This is a genomic window from Shinella sp. GW821-FHT11G07, assembly GCF_058808115.1.
On sequence record NZ_JBXARJ010000002.1, the window covers coordinates 80,354 to 93,148 of the forward strand.

10 protein-coding genes are annotated in these 12,795 nt (G+C 63.3%); 6 read left to right on the forward strand and 4 right to left on the reverse strand.

What is annotated here, in order from left to right; translation table 11 throughout:
- Positions 1-187 precede the first annotated feature (187 nt).
- The 3 genes from AC1RT2_RS03900 to AC1RT2_RS03910 are packed head-to-tail and all read left to right on the forward strand — an operon-like array spanning position 188 to position 5,282.
- Positions 188-1,504 (forward strand): efflux RND transporter periplasmic adaptor subunit, encoded by a 1,317-nt coding sequence (locus AC1RT2_RS03900; RefSeq protein ID WP_069058357.1) that lies wholly within the window; start codon positions 188-190, stop codon positions 1,502-1,504.
- An 11-nt stretch (positions 1,505-1,515) separates the two neighbouring features.
- Positions 1,516-4,653: a multidrug efflux RND transporter permease subunit gene (locus AC1RT2_RS03905; protein WP_069058358.1), complete on the forward strand. Its 3,138-nt coding sequence runs from the start codon at positions 1,516-1,518 to the stop codon at positions 4,651-4,653.
- Between the two features lie 5 nt (positions 4,654-4,658).
- Positions 4,659-5,282, forward strand: coding sequence for a TetR family transcriptional regulator (locus tag AC1RT2_RS03910; protein ID WP_069058359.1), 624 nt, complete (start codon positions 4,659-4,661; stop codon positions 5,280-5,282).
- Here AC1RT2_RS03910 and AC1RT2_RS03915 read toward each other — a convergent pair.
- The 4 genes from AC1RT2_RS03915 to AC1RT2_RS03930 are packed head-to-tail and all read right to left on the reverse strand — an operon-like array spanning position 5,274 to position 9,915.
- On the reverse strand, positions 5,274-5,522 hold the full coding sequence (locus AC1RT2_RS03915; protein ID WP_493099669.1) for a hypothetical protein: 249 nt from the start codon (positions 5,520-5,522) through the stop codon (positions 5,274-5,276). The genes AC1RT2_RS03910 and AC1RT2_RS03915 overlap by 9 nt on opposite strands.
- A gap of 1 nt (position 5,523) precedes the next feature.
- Complete coding sequence (locus AC1RT2_RS03920) at positions 5,524-6,747, reverse strand: aminomethyl transferase family protein (RefSeq protein WP_493100366.1); 1,224 nt, start codon at positions 6,745-6,747, stop codon at positions 5,524-5,526.
- A 5-nt stretch (positions 6,748-6,752) separates the two neighbouring features.
- The gene (locus tag AC1RT2_RS03925; RefSeq protein WP_493099671.1) at positions 6,753-8,309 is read right to left on the reverse strand and encodes a phytoene desaturase family protein; all 1,557 of its coding nucleotides are present in this window, start codon (positions 8,307-8,309) and stop codon (positions 6,753-6,755) included.
- Positions 8,296-9,915 carry a phytoene desaturase family protein gene (locus AC1RT2_RS03930; protein ID WP_493099673.1) on the reverse strand — a complete coding sequence of 540 codons (1,620 nt, stop codon included), beginning with the start codon at positions 9,913-9,915 and terminating at the stop codon, positions 8,296-8,298. Before AC1RT2_RS03930 ends, AC1RT2_RS03925 begins: the two co-directional genes overlap by 14 nt.
- A gap of 119 nt (positions 9,916-10,034) precedes the next feature.
- Here AC1RT2_RS03930 and AC1RT2_RS03935 point away from each other — a divergent pair, with 119 nt between their 5' ends.
- Genes AC1RT2_RS03935 through AC1RT2_RS03945 form a run of 3 tightly spaced genes read left to right on the forward strand, consistent with a single transcriptional unit; the run spans position 10,035 to position 12,717 of the window.
- Positions 10,035-10,898 carry a methyltransferase domain-containing protein gene (locus AC1RT2_RS03935; protein WP_493099675.1) on the forward strand — a complete coding sequence of 288 codons (864 nt, stop codon included), beginning with the start codon at positions 10,035-10,037 and terminating at the stop codon, positions 10,896-10,898.
- Positions 10,899-10,939: 41 nt separating this feature from the next.
- Positions 10,940-11,605, forward strand: coding sequence for a TetR family transcriptional regulator C-terminal domain-containing protein (locus AC1RT2_RS03940; protein ID WP_493100368.1), 666 nt, complete (start codon positions 10,940-10,942; stop codon positions 11,603-11,605).
- A 29-nt stretch (positions 11,606-11,634) separates the two neighbouring features.
- Positions 11,635-12,717 carry an extracellular solute-binding protein gene (locus AC1RT2_RS03945; protein ID WP_493099677.1) on the forward strand — a complete coding sequence of 361 codons (1,083 nt, stop codon included), beginning with the start codon at positions 11,635-11,637 and terminating at the stop codon, positions 12,715-12,717.
- Positions 12,718-12,795 lie beyond the last annotated feature (78 nt).

A 12,795-nucleotide genomic window follows, 5' to 3' on the forward strand; every position in this document is an offset into this window, starting at 1 on the left:
CCCTCATAACAAGTCCGTGATCGGAGTGGATTGCAGCAAATCACGCTGTGGTCTACGGTTGTCAAACGTCAGAAACTAACATACAGCGATGTTTGTATGTTGCGATGCGGTGGTCTTGCGATCACCGCATCGACTCGTTTTTTGCACCCTGCCGCCATCCCAGCCGGCATTGCCTATGGAAGAACCCATGCGTTTCACGAGACCGATTTCGATTGTGACCTTTGGCGCCCTTTTGATTCTCGCCGGCTGCCAGGACGAGCAGGCGCCGCAGGCGGGCTTTGCCTTTCCGCCGCCGCAAGTGTCCGTCACCACCGTGAAGGCCGAGGATGTGCCGATCACCAACGACCTGCCGGGCCGCATAGCTGCGACCCGCACCGCGGAGGTCCGTCCGCGGGCGACCGGTATCATCATCGAGCGTATCTTCGAGCAGGGCTCGCAGGTCAAGGAAGGCGATGTGCTCTATCGCATCGACCCGGCCTCGTTCCAGGTCCAGGTCAATAGCGCCGAGGCGACGCTGCGTCGTGCCAAGGCGGTCCAGGCCCAGGCGCGCAACACGGCCGATCGCCAGGAGCAGCTGCGCAAGTCGAATGTCGCCTCCGCGCAGGCTTATGACGACGCCGTTGCCCAGCTCGCCCAGGCGGATGCCGATGTCGCCATCGCCGAGGCCAGCCTCGCGACCGCCAAGCTCAATCTCGCCTATACCGACGTCAAGGCGCCGATCAGCGGCCGCATCGGTCGCGCGCTCATCACTGAGGGCGCGCTGGTTTCGGCCAACGGCACGGAAAACCTTGCGACGATCCAGCAGCTCGACCCGGTCTATGCCGACTTCACCCAGTCGGCGACCGACCTGATGCGCCTGCGCAAGGCGCTGGAGGATGGCGACCTGATGGCTGAAAACAATTCCGCCGACGTCAAGCTGATGCTCGATGACGGTTCCGAGTACCCGCATTCGGGCAAGCTGCTGTTCTCCGAAGCCGCCGTCGACGAGACGACCGGCCAGGTGACGTTGCGCGGCGAATTCCCGAATCCGGACGGTGACCTTCTGCCGGGCATGTATGTGCGCGTGCAGATCGTGCAGGGCATCGAACGCAACGCGGTGCTCGTGCCGCAGCAGGCCGTGCAGCGCGACAGCGCCGGCGGCGCGCTCGTCTACGTGGTCAGCGCCGACAACAAGGCCGGCACCCGCAACGTTCGCGTGGGCCGCGCAGCCGGCACGCGCTGGGTCATAACGGACGGCCTTAAGGACGGTGAGAAGATCATCGTCGAAGGCTTCCAGAAGGTTCAGCCGGGCGGTGAAGTCGTGCCGACCGACTGGGACCCGAATGCGGTGGCCAAAGCCGCCGAGGGCGAGGCTGGCAAGGCCGAAGGCGGTGAAGGTGCTGCCAAGACCGGCGAGGCCGACAAGGCTGCGGGTGGCGACGGTGCTGCAAAGACCGGTGAAGCTGACAAGGCCGCAGGCGGCGAGGGTGCTGCAAAGACCGAACAGACCGAACAGGCGAAGTAAGGATCTGAACGATGCCCAGTTTTTTCATCGACAGGCCGATTTTCGCCTGGGTCGTCGCGATCTTCATCATGATCGCCGGCGCCATCGCCATCCCGCTTCTACCAATCGCGCAGTACCCGGACGTCGCGCCGCCACAGATAACGGTGTCGACATCCTATTCCGGCGCATCCTCGCAGGATACCTACCAGAGCGTCACCAAGCTCATCGAGGATGAGCTGAACGGCGTCGAGGGCATGCTCTACTTCGAGTCGACCTCGGATGCCGCAGGGTCCGCGCAGATCAACATCACGTTCGCTCCGGGCACCGATCCGAGCCAGGCGTCGGTCGACGTGCAAAACCGCGTCAGCCGCGTCGAGCCGCGTCTTCCCGATGCGGTTCGTCGCCAGGGCGTGACGGTCGAAGAAGCCGGTTCCGGCTTCCTCCTGATCGTCGCGCTGACCTCCACCGACGGTTCGATGGATGCCATCAGCCTCGGTGACTACGTCAACCGCAACATCCTCAGCGAAGTTCAGCGCGTGCCGGGCGTCGGCCGTGCGCAGCTCTTCGCAACGCAGCGTTCCATGCGCATCTGGCTCGATCCGGACAAGATGCTCGGTCTCAACCTGACGGCTGCGGATGTCAATGCCGCTATCGGGGCACAGAACGCCCAGATCGCCGCAGGTTCGATTGGCGCGCAACCGAACCCGATCACCCAGCAGGTCGCAGCCCCCGTCAACATCAAGGGCCAGCTGACGACGCCGGAAGAATTCGGTGCCATCGTGCTTCGCGCCAATGCGGACGGTTCGGCCGTGCGCCTGCGCGACGTCGCGCGGGTCGAAGTGGGCGGCGAGAGCTATTCGTTCTCGACGCGCCTCAACGGCCAGCCTTCGGCAGCCGTTGCCGTGCAGCTTTCGCCGACCGGCAACGCCATGGCGACGTCCGAGGCGATCAAGGCCCGCATGGAAGAGCTGTCAAAATTCTTCCCGCCGGGCATCGAATATTCGACGCCTTATGACACCTCGCCTTTCGTGAAAGTGTCGATCGAGAAGGTTCTGCACACGCTGCTCGAAGCCGTCGGCCTCGTGTTCCTCGTGATGTTCCTGTTCCTGCAGAACATCCGCTACACGATCATCCCGACGCTCGTCGTTCCGGTCGCACTGCTCGGCACCTGTGCCGTCATGCTCGCCATGGGATTCTCGATCAACGTTCTGACCATGTTCGCCATGGTGCTCGCCATCGGCATTCTCGTCGACGATGCAATCATCGTCGTGGAGAACGTTGAGCGCATCATGTCGGAAGAGGGCCTGCCGCCGAAGGAGGCGACCCGCAAGGCGATGAAGCAGATCACCGGCGCCGTCATCGGCATCACGCTGGTGCTCGCCTCGGTGTTCATTCCGATGGGCTTCTTCCCGGGTGCCGTCGGCGTCATCTACCAGCAGTTCTCGCTCACCATGGTCGTTTCGATCCTGTTCTCGGCCTTCCTTGCGCTCTCGTTGACGCCGGCGCTTGCCGGCAGCTTCCTGAAGCAGGTTCCGAAGGGGCATCACCAGGTCAAGCGCGGCTTCTTCGGCTGGTTCAACCGCGGCTTCGACAAGACATCGAGGAAGTATAGCGGTAGCGTCAGCTGGCTGATCCGGCGCACCGGCCGGGTCATGGTGATCTACCTCGCCATTCTCGCCGGCCTCGGCTACCTGTTCATGAAGCTGCCGTCGTCGTTCCTGCCGGACGAAGACCAGGGCTTTGCCATCGTCATGATGCAGCTTCCCTCCGAAGCGACGGGACACCGCACCGACGAGGTGCTGTCGCAGGTCGAGCACATCTTCGGCCAGGAACCGGCCGTGGAGACGATCGTCGGCATCAACGGCTTCTCGTTCTTCGGTTCGGGTCAGAACGCCGGTCTTGCCTTCGTGACTTTGAAGGACTGGAGCGAGCGTGGGCCGGAAAACTCGGCGCAGGCGATTGCCGGACGCGCCAGCATGGCGATGAGCCAGATCAAGGATGCGATCAGCTTCGCGCTGTCGCCGCCGCCGATCCAGGGTCTCGGCACGACGGGCGGTTTCTCGTTCCGTCTGCAGGATCGTGCCGGCCTCGGCCAGCAGGCGCTCTCGGCTGCAAGTGCCCAGCTTCTCGGCCTGGCGGCCCAGAGCAATGTCGTGGCGGGCGTGCGCGTTGAAGGCATGCCGGATGCGGCGCAGGTCAATGTCATCATCGACCGCGAGAAGGCCAATACCTTCGGCGTGACCTTCGCCGACATCAACTCGACGATCTCGACCAATCTCGGCTCGACCTATGTCAACGACTTCCCGAATGCCGGGCGCATGCAGCGCGTGACGGTCCAGGCGGACCAGAACGAACGCATGCAGGTGGCCGATCTCCTGAACCTCAACGTTCGCAATGCGAACGGTGGCATGGTGCCGATCTCGGCCTTTGCGACCGCGGAGTGGACGATGGCGCCGACCCAGACGGTCGGCTACAACGGCTATCCGTCCGTTCGCTTCAGCGGTGATACGAAGCCGGGCTTCTCATCCGGTGATGCGATTGCCGAGATGCAGCGGCTTGCCTCCCAGCTTCCGCCGGGCTTCGGCTACGAGTGGACGGGCCAGTCCTTGCAGGAAATCCAGTCCGGTTCGCAGGCGCCGATTCTCGTCGGCCTCTCGATCCTCCTGGTGTTCCTGTGCCTTGCAGCGCTCTATGAAAGCTGGTCGATCCCGTTCGCCGTCATCCTGGTGGTGCCGCTCGGTGTCATCGGCGCCGTGCTTGCGGTGACGATGCGCGACATGTCGAACGACGTGTACTTCAAGGTGGGCCTGATCGCGATCATCGGCCTGTCGGCAAAGAACGCGATCCTGATCATCGAGTTCGCCAAGGAACTGATGGAGGACGGCAAGTCGCTGATCGATGCGACGATCGAGGCCTGCCACCTGCGCTTCCGCCCGATCCTGATGACCTCGCTTGCCTTCACGCTCGGCGTTCTGCCGCTCGCGATCGCGACGGGTGCAAGCTCGGGCAGCCAGCGCGCCATCGGTACCGGCGTGATGGGCGGCATGATCACCGCCACCGTTCTTGCGATCTTCTTCGTTCCGGTCTTCTTCGTCTTCGTGATGAAGCTGTTCGGCTACGGGAAAAAGAAGGAGGAGCCGACTTCGGCGGCAACAAGCCCGGCGGAGTAGGCACCATGCGCCGGACCAAGGCAGAGGCCAAGGAAACCCGCCAGCAGATCCTGCTGGCGGCCGAAAAGGTCTTCTACGAAAAGGGTGTCGCCCATGCCTCGATGGAGGATGTGGCGCGCGCCGCGGGGGTTACCCGCGGCGCCATCTACTGGCACTTCGCCAACCGGGCGGATCTGGTGCTGGAACTCTACAATTCGCTTCCCATGCCGCAGGAAGAGCTGATAGCCCGCGAACTGGAAGCCGAGAATGCCGACGTTTTCGGCGTGCTCGAACGGGTGGGCCGGGAATGGCTCGAAATGCTCGCGACGGACGAGCATCGCCAGCGCATCCTCTCGATCCTGCTACGCTGCGACAATACCGGCGAATTCGCCGTCATCTCCGAACGCCAGAACGACATCGACGACGAGCACATGCAGGCGCTGGAAGCGGCCTTCTTGAAGGCGCAAGGGCAGGGCAAGCTTGGCGGAGCGTGGACGCCGCGCTCGGCCGCCTCCACGTTGCGCTGGGTGATCAAGGGCCTGTGCTCGGAATGGCTTCTCTTCGGCCGTCGCTTCGACATCGCCAGCGAAGGCAAGGATGCCCTTCACCGCCTGTTCGCCACCTATGGCACGCCTGCGGCGTCAACCTGACCCTTTGCGGAAGGCCTCCAGGCGCGCGATCCACTCTTCGCCGAGCTTCCATCGCCTCAGCACCGAAATCGGATCTTCCGCATCGAGCCGCGAACAGATGCGGTAGATTTCCAGTACCTCCGCCGCCATGTCGCCGCGCTGGCAGAAATACATCGCCGCCGCATAGCGCGCGCGCCCGGACCATTCGGCGCCGGGCGGCGTGGTGATGATCTCCCAGTTGCGGCGTGTTTCCTCGTCCATGTTACGTCAGGCCGGGCGGGGTCGCCGTGCGGCGTGCCAGCTTGACGAAGGGCCGTGGCACGATCTTCGCGCGTTTCATCATCTTCTGGTACTTCAGCTCTCGCATGGCATAGATCTCGACCCAGAGGTCATCGGTGAATTTCGAACCGTAGGGTCGTTCGAGGCTGGCGATGGCGATGTTGCGCTTGGCCGTCGGCGACCAGATCGCGGCTGTGACGAGGCCCGCCTCGTGCTTTTTTCGATGATAGACGATGGCATGCTCGGCGGGAATATTTCCTTCGATTTCAAGGCCGACGAGGATGTGCTTGAGAGTTTGATTCCGCCTCGCATCGAGGATCGCCCGACGCCCGTTGAAGTTCGGCTTGTCCGGATCGACCAGCCAGTCAAGGCCGATCTCGTCCGGCATGCGCACGCGTTGGGCGCGAAGCGAGCCTTCGGCGGTAACGAAATCTGCATTGGCGACGATGAAGCCGGCTTCGATGCGCGTCTGGTTGAGGGCGCCATAACCGATGGCGCGGATGGCGTGCTCCTGCCCGGCGGCCCACAAACGATCCCACAGCGAGAGCGCCTTGGCCCGAGGAACGAAGAGTTCGTAACCGAGGTCACCCGTGAAGCCGGTTCGGGAAATCGCCACCTCGCCATTCTCATGCGGGAAGGTGGCGATATCGAAGGGTTTCAGCCTTTCCGCGCCCGCAAAGCCAGCGGCGCGCAGTACGGCGTAACTGGTCGGACCCTGCAAAGCGAGGCCTGCGATTTCCTCTGTTTCCTCACGGATATCGACGGTGAAGCCGAAGGCGCTGTCGAGCAGCCAGGGGAGGTGGCGCTCCTGGCAACACAGGCGGAATTCCTGTTCGCCAAGGCGGAAGAGCGTGCCATCGTCCAGGACATGGCCATGGTCGTCGCACCAGGCGGTGTACTGCACGCGGTTGACACCGAGCTTCCTGATGTCGCGCAGCGTCAGGCGGTTGAGGTAGCGTTCGGCATCCGGGCCGGTGATGCGGTATTTCACCATCGGCGATATGTCGAAGAGGGCGGCGGTGGAGCGGATGGCAAAATATTCGAGTTCGCCGTCGAACAGCGAATGCGGCGCCTTGTAGCCGGCCCAATTGTACCAGTCGTTGACTTCGCTCAACGCCATCAGCCGGTCATGGAACGGCGTTTCCAGGCGGGGGGCGAGGATATGGTCGCGGGCGGCGCGGCGCAGTTCGGCGGCGGATTTCGTCATGGCGTTCATGCTTTCGCTCCCGAAAGGATGTGGCGGGCCGCATTCCAGCCCGGCAGGCCCGAAATGCCGCCGCCCGGATGCGTGCCGGCGCTGGCGAGATACAGGCCCTCGATCGGCGTCGTGTAGCCGGAGGCAGCACTTGTCGGCCGGTTGATCAGCAACTGGTCGGCCTGCAATTCGCCATGATGCCAATGGCCACCGGGCAGATTGTACTCCGCCTCGATGTCGACGGGCGTCATCAGGTTGGCTGCGACGACGGATTTGCCAATGCCGGGGGCGTGACGCTCCAGGGTTTCCAGGATGATCTTCAGGAATGCCGGTTTACCGGCCTCCCATCCTGCCTTGAGACGATAGGGGGCATATTGAACCAGGGCCGAGAGCGTACAGCCGCCGCCCGGAGCGAGTGACGTGTCGATGAGGCTCGGAAGCGTCACTTCCATCACCGGATCGGGAGAGAATTCGCCGTATTTCGCGGGGTTGAAGGCGCGCTCGACCTGTTCCGTCGACCGCACCAGCACGATGCGCCCGGTGCGGGCATCCACCGGCAGGCCCTCGAAGTTCGGAATGCGATCGAGTGCAAGGTCGAGCTTGGCGACATTGCCGTAGCTGCGCACGTTCTTCACCGAGCGTACGAAGCCGGTGCCGCTTTCCGCGGGATCGACGAGATTGAGGAAGGTCGTCTGCGGATGGATCGCCGAGACGACGATCGGGGCGGTAATCTCCGCGCCGTCGCGGGTGACGACGCCGCTCGTCCTGCCGCGATCGGCCAGGATGCGGCCCACGGGTGTGCCGCAGCGGATGGTGACGCCGGCCTTTTCCGCCGCGCGAACGAAGGCGGGCGCAACCGACGCCATGCCGCCGGCCGGCACGAACTGGCCGCCGACCTTGCCGGCTGCCTCGCCGGTCAGGCGATAGTAGAGGCCAAGCAGCGACGTCGGCGAACGGGGGCCGAGATGGATGCCAAGCGTTGCATCGAAGGCGAGCAGCCCTTTCAACCGGTCGTCGCTCAGGTATTCGTCCGATACGTCGGCGACATTCATCAACAGCATGCGCAGGAAATCGCGTCCCTCGCTGCGTCCCTTGCGGATCAGCCCGAAGCCGGCGGCGGCGAAGGTGGAGAGGTCGCCAAGCGAGATCGCGCCGATCTGCGGCGGCGGGCGGCGCAGGAAGCGTTTCAGGATGCCTGCCTGGAAAATGAGTTTTTTGCGCAGGGCTGTGAACGCCGCTTCCTCCTCGGCGGAGACACCGGCGATGTTTTCGCCATAGGCGCCATGCAGCGTGATGGCCTTGCCGGAGCCATCGAGCACGGTCGTGGGCAGCAGCGTCCCGTCGCCGGTGAGGTCGAGGCCGATATCACGCGCGACGTCCGCATCGAGCCGGTTGACGAGATGCGCAAGACCGGCGGAGCGGAAGCCGGGGGCAAATTCATGCCCGCGCGTCGCGCCGCCCGGCGCATTCGCCGCTTCCAGCACCAGCACCCTGCGGCCGCCCTTGGCGAGGCGGGTGGCGGCGGCGAGCCCGTTGTGGCCGGCGCCGATAACGATCGCATCAAATGACGTCATGGGCTTTGCTCATCTGTTCGGGGGTGCGCTTCAGGTCTCGCAGGATTTCGGCGGCGGCGTTGCGGCCGGGTGCGCCCATCACGCCCCCGCCCGGATGGGTGGACGAGCCGCACATGTAGAGCCCATGGATGGGGCTGCGATACTGGGCGTAGCCCGGCACCGGCCGATTGAAGAGAAGCTGGTCGAAGGTGAGTTCACCCTGGAAAATGTTGCCCTCGGTGAGGCCCACCTCGTTTTCGATCTCGCGCGGCGTGCGCACTTCCATATGCACGATGCGGTTGCGGAAGCCGGGCGAATAGTCGGCGATCTGGCTGATGACGGTTTCGGCGAAGGCGTCGCGGTTGGCATCCGTCCAGTCGTGGCCCTCCACCTTCGGCGGGCAGTACTGCACGAAGCAGCTCATGAAATGTTTGCCGGGCGAGGCCATGGTCGGGTCGAGCGTCGTCGGGATCACCATGTCGAGGAACGGATCGGCCGACCATCGCCCGTCCTTCCAGTCGTCATAGGCGCGCTCCATGCGCTCGATGGAATCGGTGAAGTGCATGTCGCCGCGCATGCAGGAAGAGCCTTCCGGCAGCGCCGGGAATTCCGGCAGGCTGTCGAGCGCGATGTTCACCTTGCCCGACGAGCCGCGCATCTTGAAGTGCTTGACCCGGTGGACGAACTCGCCGGGCAGGGCGTCCTCGTCGACGAGCTTCAGGAAGGTGCGTTTCACATCGGCATTGGAGACGACGAGATCGGCGTGGATCTCGTCGCCGTTCGCCAGCACGACGCCGGTGGTTCGTCCGCCGCGGATGAGGATTTTCGAGACTTCGGCATCGGTGCGGATCGTACCGCCCACAGCCTCGAAGGAACGGGCGAGAGCCTGTGTCACCGCGCCCATGCCGCCCCGCGCATAGCCCCACGCGCCGACGGAGCCGTCCACTTCGCCCATGTAGTGATGGAGCAGGACGTAGGCCGTGCCCGGCGACATGGGACCAAGCGCCGTGCCGATGATGCCGGAGAGCGCAAGATACGCCTTGATGACGTCCGTCTCGAAATATTCGTCGAGATAATCGGAAATCGACATGGTCCAGAAGCGCAGCGTCTCGGCCATTTCGTGCGGGCTGAACTCGCCGAATTTCTTGGCGAGATAGAGAAGTTCCGAAATGTCGCGCGGGCGAAAACCGAACGGGTCCGGCGCGGTGCGCATCAGGAGCGGCTGGATGAAGCGGCACTGGCGCGTCACGTCGCGAGCATAACGTTCGTAAGCCTCGGCGTCGCGCTTCGAATAGCGGGCGAATTCGCGGCGGTGGCTGTCGTGGTCGCGGTAGGAGGCGAGGTAGTCGCCATCGCGGGTGAAGACCGCGCCGCCCTCATAGGCGATGACCTGGAGGCCGTGTTTCGGCAGCTCGAGATCGCGCATGATCTCGGGCCTAAACAGCGAGCAGACATAGGAACAGTTGGAATAGAGGAAGCCGGGTGTCAGCTCCCGGCTGGTCGCGGCACCCCCGACCCAACCGTTCTTTTCCACCACCACGACCTTGAGGCCGGCGCGCTGCAAATAACACGCCGTGACCAGCCCGTTGTGGCCGCCACCGACGATCAGGGCATCGTACTTCTGCATTTTTGATGTCTCCCTTGTTTCTAAAAGCTGCATCAAAAGCAAAATGTTGTCCAGATATTCTGAATGATCATTCAGCAAGTATCTTGCAATCGTCTGATTATGCGCTAGAATTTCGACCTATGGACAAGCGCGCCGGTTCTGTGGCCGCTGGAGCAGGGATTGCCATGGTGGCAACGGACGAGGGCAGTACGGCGTCAGAGCCGGAATATGACGAGGCGGCGATCCGCTTCCTCGGCGTGTTGTGGGGTGAGGGCTATCTTTCGCCCGGCGGGCCTGAAGAGGTCGATCTTGTGCTGGCGGGTGTCGATCTCAAGGGGCGACGCGTTCTCGATTTCGGCTGTGGGGTCGGCGGCATAACCCTGCATGTTGCCAGGACTCAAGGGCCTGCGGAGATCGTCGGTTATGATGTCGAGCAGCCTGTCATCGAACGAGCGAGGGCGGCGGCGGTGACGCAGGGGCTTTCGTCCGTCGTGCGTTTCGTTTCCAGTCCGCCGGGCAGCCTGCCGTTTAATGATGGCGCATTCGATGTCGTGTTCTCCAAGGATGCGATGATCCATGTGCCGGACAAGCAGGCGCTCTTTGCCGAACTCTTCCGCGTCCTGAAACCCGGCGGCGTCTTTGCTGCATCCGATTGGCTGATCGGCCATGACGGCGAGCCAAGCCCCGACATGAGGGACTATATCGCCGCCGAGGGCCTGAGCTTCGGCATGGCCTCGTCGCGCCATTATTTGCGAGCCATGGCCGCGGCGGGGTTCGTCGATTGCACCGCCGAGAGCCGCAACAGCTGGTATCGCGAGGTGGCGCGCGGTGAGTTGGCACGCCTGAAAGGCCCGCTCTATGACGAGGCTGTCGCAGCTGTCGGCGAGGCCTATGTCGAGAAGAATATCCGCACCTGGACAGCCATGCAGAAGGTTCTTGACAGCGGGGAGCATTGTCCCACTCATCTGCGCGCAAGCAAGCCGGCCGCGGGAGAACGCCCGTGACCGTGCTCATGAAAAATCCCAAAGGCAAGGTGACGGTGAAGATGCGGGCAGGCGGGGCTGAACAGGGCTCGGGTGATGGCGAGAAGCGGGGGCGCAAGGCCTCCAAGGAAACGAGACGGCAGCAGCTCATCGAGGCGACGATCGATTCGCTCGCCAAGCGCGGTTACTCCGATACCACGCTGGCAGATGTGGCGGATGGCGCTGGCCTTTCCCGCGGCATCGTCAATTTCCATTTCGAGAGCAAGGAAAACCTGCTCGTCGCCACGCTGCAATTCATGTCGGAAGAGTATGGCGACCACTGGAATGCCGCGCTGGAAAAAGCCGGCCCAAGCGTGGCGAGCCGCATCTGGGCCGTCGTGCATGCCGATTTCGACCGCAAAATCTGCACCAAGCGCAAGCTTGCCGCCTGGTGTGCCTTCTGGGGTGAGGCGAAGTCGCGCCCGACCTACCAGGCGCTGTGCGGTGCACGCGACGTCAAATACCAGGAAACCGTGATCGCGCTCTGCGCCGAGCTGAAGGCGGACGGCGGCTATGCCTATGAACCGGAGCCGATGGCGCTATCGCTCTGCGCCATGCTGGAGGGCCTGTGGCTTCGCCTGATGATGGGCGACGGCACCACGCGGGAGAAGGCGCTGGAGGCGGCAATCGCCTTCGTCGTCACGGTTTTCCCGAACCATCTGACTTTGCAAGGACCAAAACCACAATAGGGAACCCGAAAACGGGGAAGGAGCACGGCATGACGACAACAAACACGGCCAAGCGGTACACCACGACGGCATTCGCCGCCTTCCTCGCTCTCGGAACCGCGCTCCCTGCCTTCGCCGCCGATACGCTTACCGTCTTCGACTGGTCCGGCTACGAGGACCCCGCTTTTCATCCCAAATATACGGAGAAACACGACGGTTCGCCGGATTTCTCGTTCTTCGGCGATGAGGAAGAAGCATTTCAGAAACTACGGTCCGGCTTCAAGGCGGATATTGCGCATCCCTGCGCGCAGAGCATCGTGAAATGGCGCGAGGCCGGGTTGCTGGAGCCGCTGGATACGTCGAAGCTGGCGTCGTGGAACGACATGCTGCCGAATTTCAAGACGATGAAGAACCTGATGACGTCGGAAGACGGCACGGCATGGTTCCTTCCCTTCGAGTGGGGCAACACGGTGCTCACCTACCGCACGGATACGGTGAAGCCGGAAGAAATCGCCTCGCTGAAAGCCTTTGCCGATCCGAAGTTCAAGGACCGCGTGTCGATCGGCGACAATGTCGACGACGCCTATGCGCTGGCGGGCCTTGCCATCGGCCTCAAGGACCTGACGGCGATGACGGACGCGCAGTTCCAGGAGGCCTCGGCGTTCCTGCGCGAGGTGCACAAGAACGTGCGGCTCTACTGGACGGACAACACGGATCTCAGCCAGGCGCTCGCCAGCGGCGAAGTCGATCTCGCCTGGGCCTGGAACGAGACGGCGACCACTTTGCAAGCGGAAAGCCAGCCGGTCGCCATCAAGAAGGACACGAAGGAGGGGCTTTCCACCTGGGTTTGCGGCTACTCACGGCTCAAGGGTGCCGAAGGCAGCCCCGATCTTGCCTATGATTACCTGAACGCCGTCACGGATCCTGCCGTCGCCGCCTATATGGTCGAAAGCTGGGGTTATGGCCATTCCAATGCCAAGGGTATGGCCGCCGTCGACCCGAAGATCCTTGCCGCCAAGGGCTATGCGGATGTCGATTCATTCGTCGCCAACACGCTCTTCCAGGCGCCGATCCCGACGGAGTTGCGGCAGAAGATGATCGCCGAGTTCGAGAAGATTAAATCAGGCTATTGAGGGGTTTTACGCGCCCCTGCCATAGATCGCCTGTCCCGCTCCCGGAACGACCCGGGAGCACTTCGCGTTGAGTCCGGT

Coding starts and splice junctions, on each gene's coding strand:
- AC1RT2_RS03900 (WP_069058357.1), top strand. CDS start 188: ATGCGTTTCACGAGACCGATTTCGATTGTGACCTTTGGCGCCCTTTTG.
- AC1RT2_RS03935 (WP_493099675.1), top strand. CDS start 10,035: ATGGACAAGCGCGCCGGTTCTGTGGCCGCTGGAGCAGGGATTGCCATG.
- AC1RT2_RS03920 (WP_493100366.1), bottom strand. CDS start 6,747: ATGACGAAATCCGCCGCCGAACTGCGCCGCGCCGCCCGCGACCATATC.
- AC1RT2_RS03930 (WP_493099673.1), bottom strand. CDS start 9,915: ATGCAGAAGTACGATGCCCTGATCGTCGGTGGCGGCCACAACGGGCTG.
- AC1RT2_RS03925 (WP_493099671.1), bottom strand. CDS start 8,309: ATGACGTCATTTGATGCGATCGTTATCGGCGCCGGCCACAACGGGCTC.
- AC1RT2_RS03905 (WP_069058358.1), top strand. CDS start 1,516: ATGCCCAGTTTTTTCATCGACAGGCCGATTTTCGCCTGGGTCGTCGCG.
- AC1RT2_RS03945 (WP_493099677.1), top strand. CDS start 11,635: ATGACGACAACAAACACGGCCAAGCGGTACACCACGACGGCATTCGCC.
- AC1RT2_RS03940 (WP_493100368.1), top strand. CDS start 10,940: ATGCGGGCAGGCGGGGCTGAACAGGGCTCGGGTGATGGCGAGAAGCGG.
- AC1RT2_RS03910 (WP_069058359.1), top strand. CDS start 4,659: ATGCGCCGGACCAAGGCAGAGGCCAAGGAAACCCGCCAGCAGATCCTG.
- AC1RT2_RS03915 (WP_493099669.1), bottom strand. CDS start 5,522: ATGGACGAGGAAACACGCCGCAACTGGGAGATCATCACCACGCCGCCC.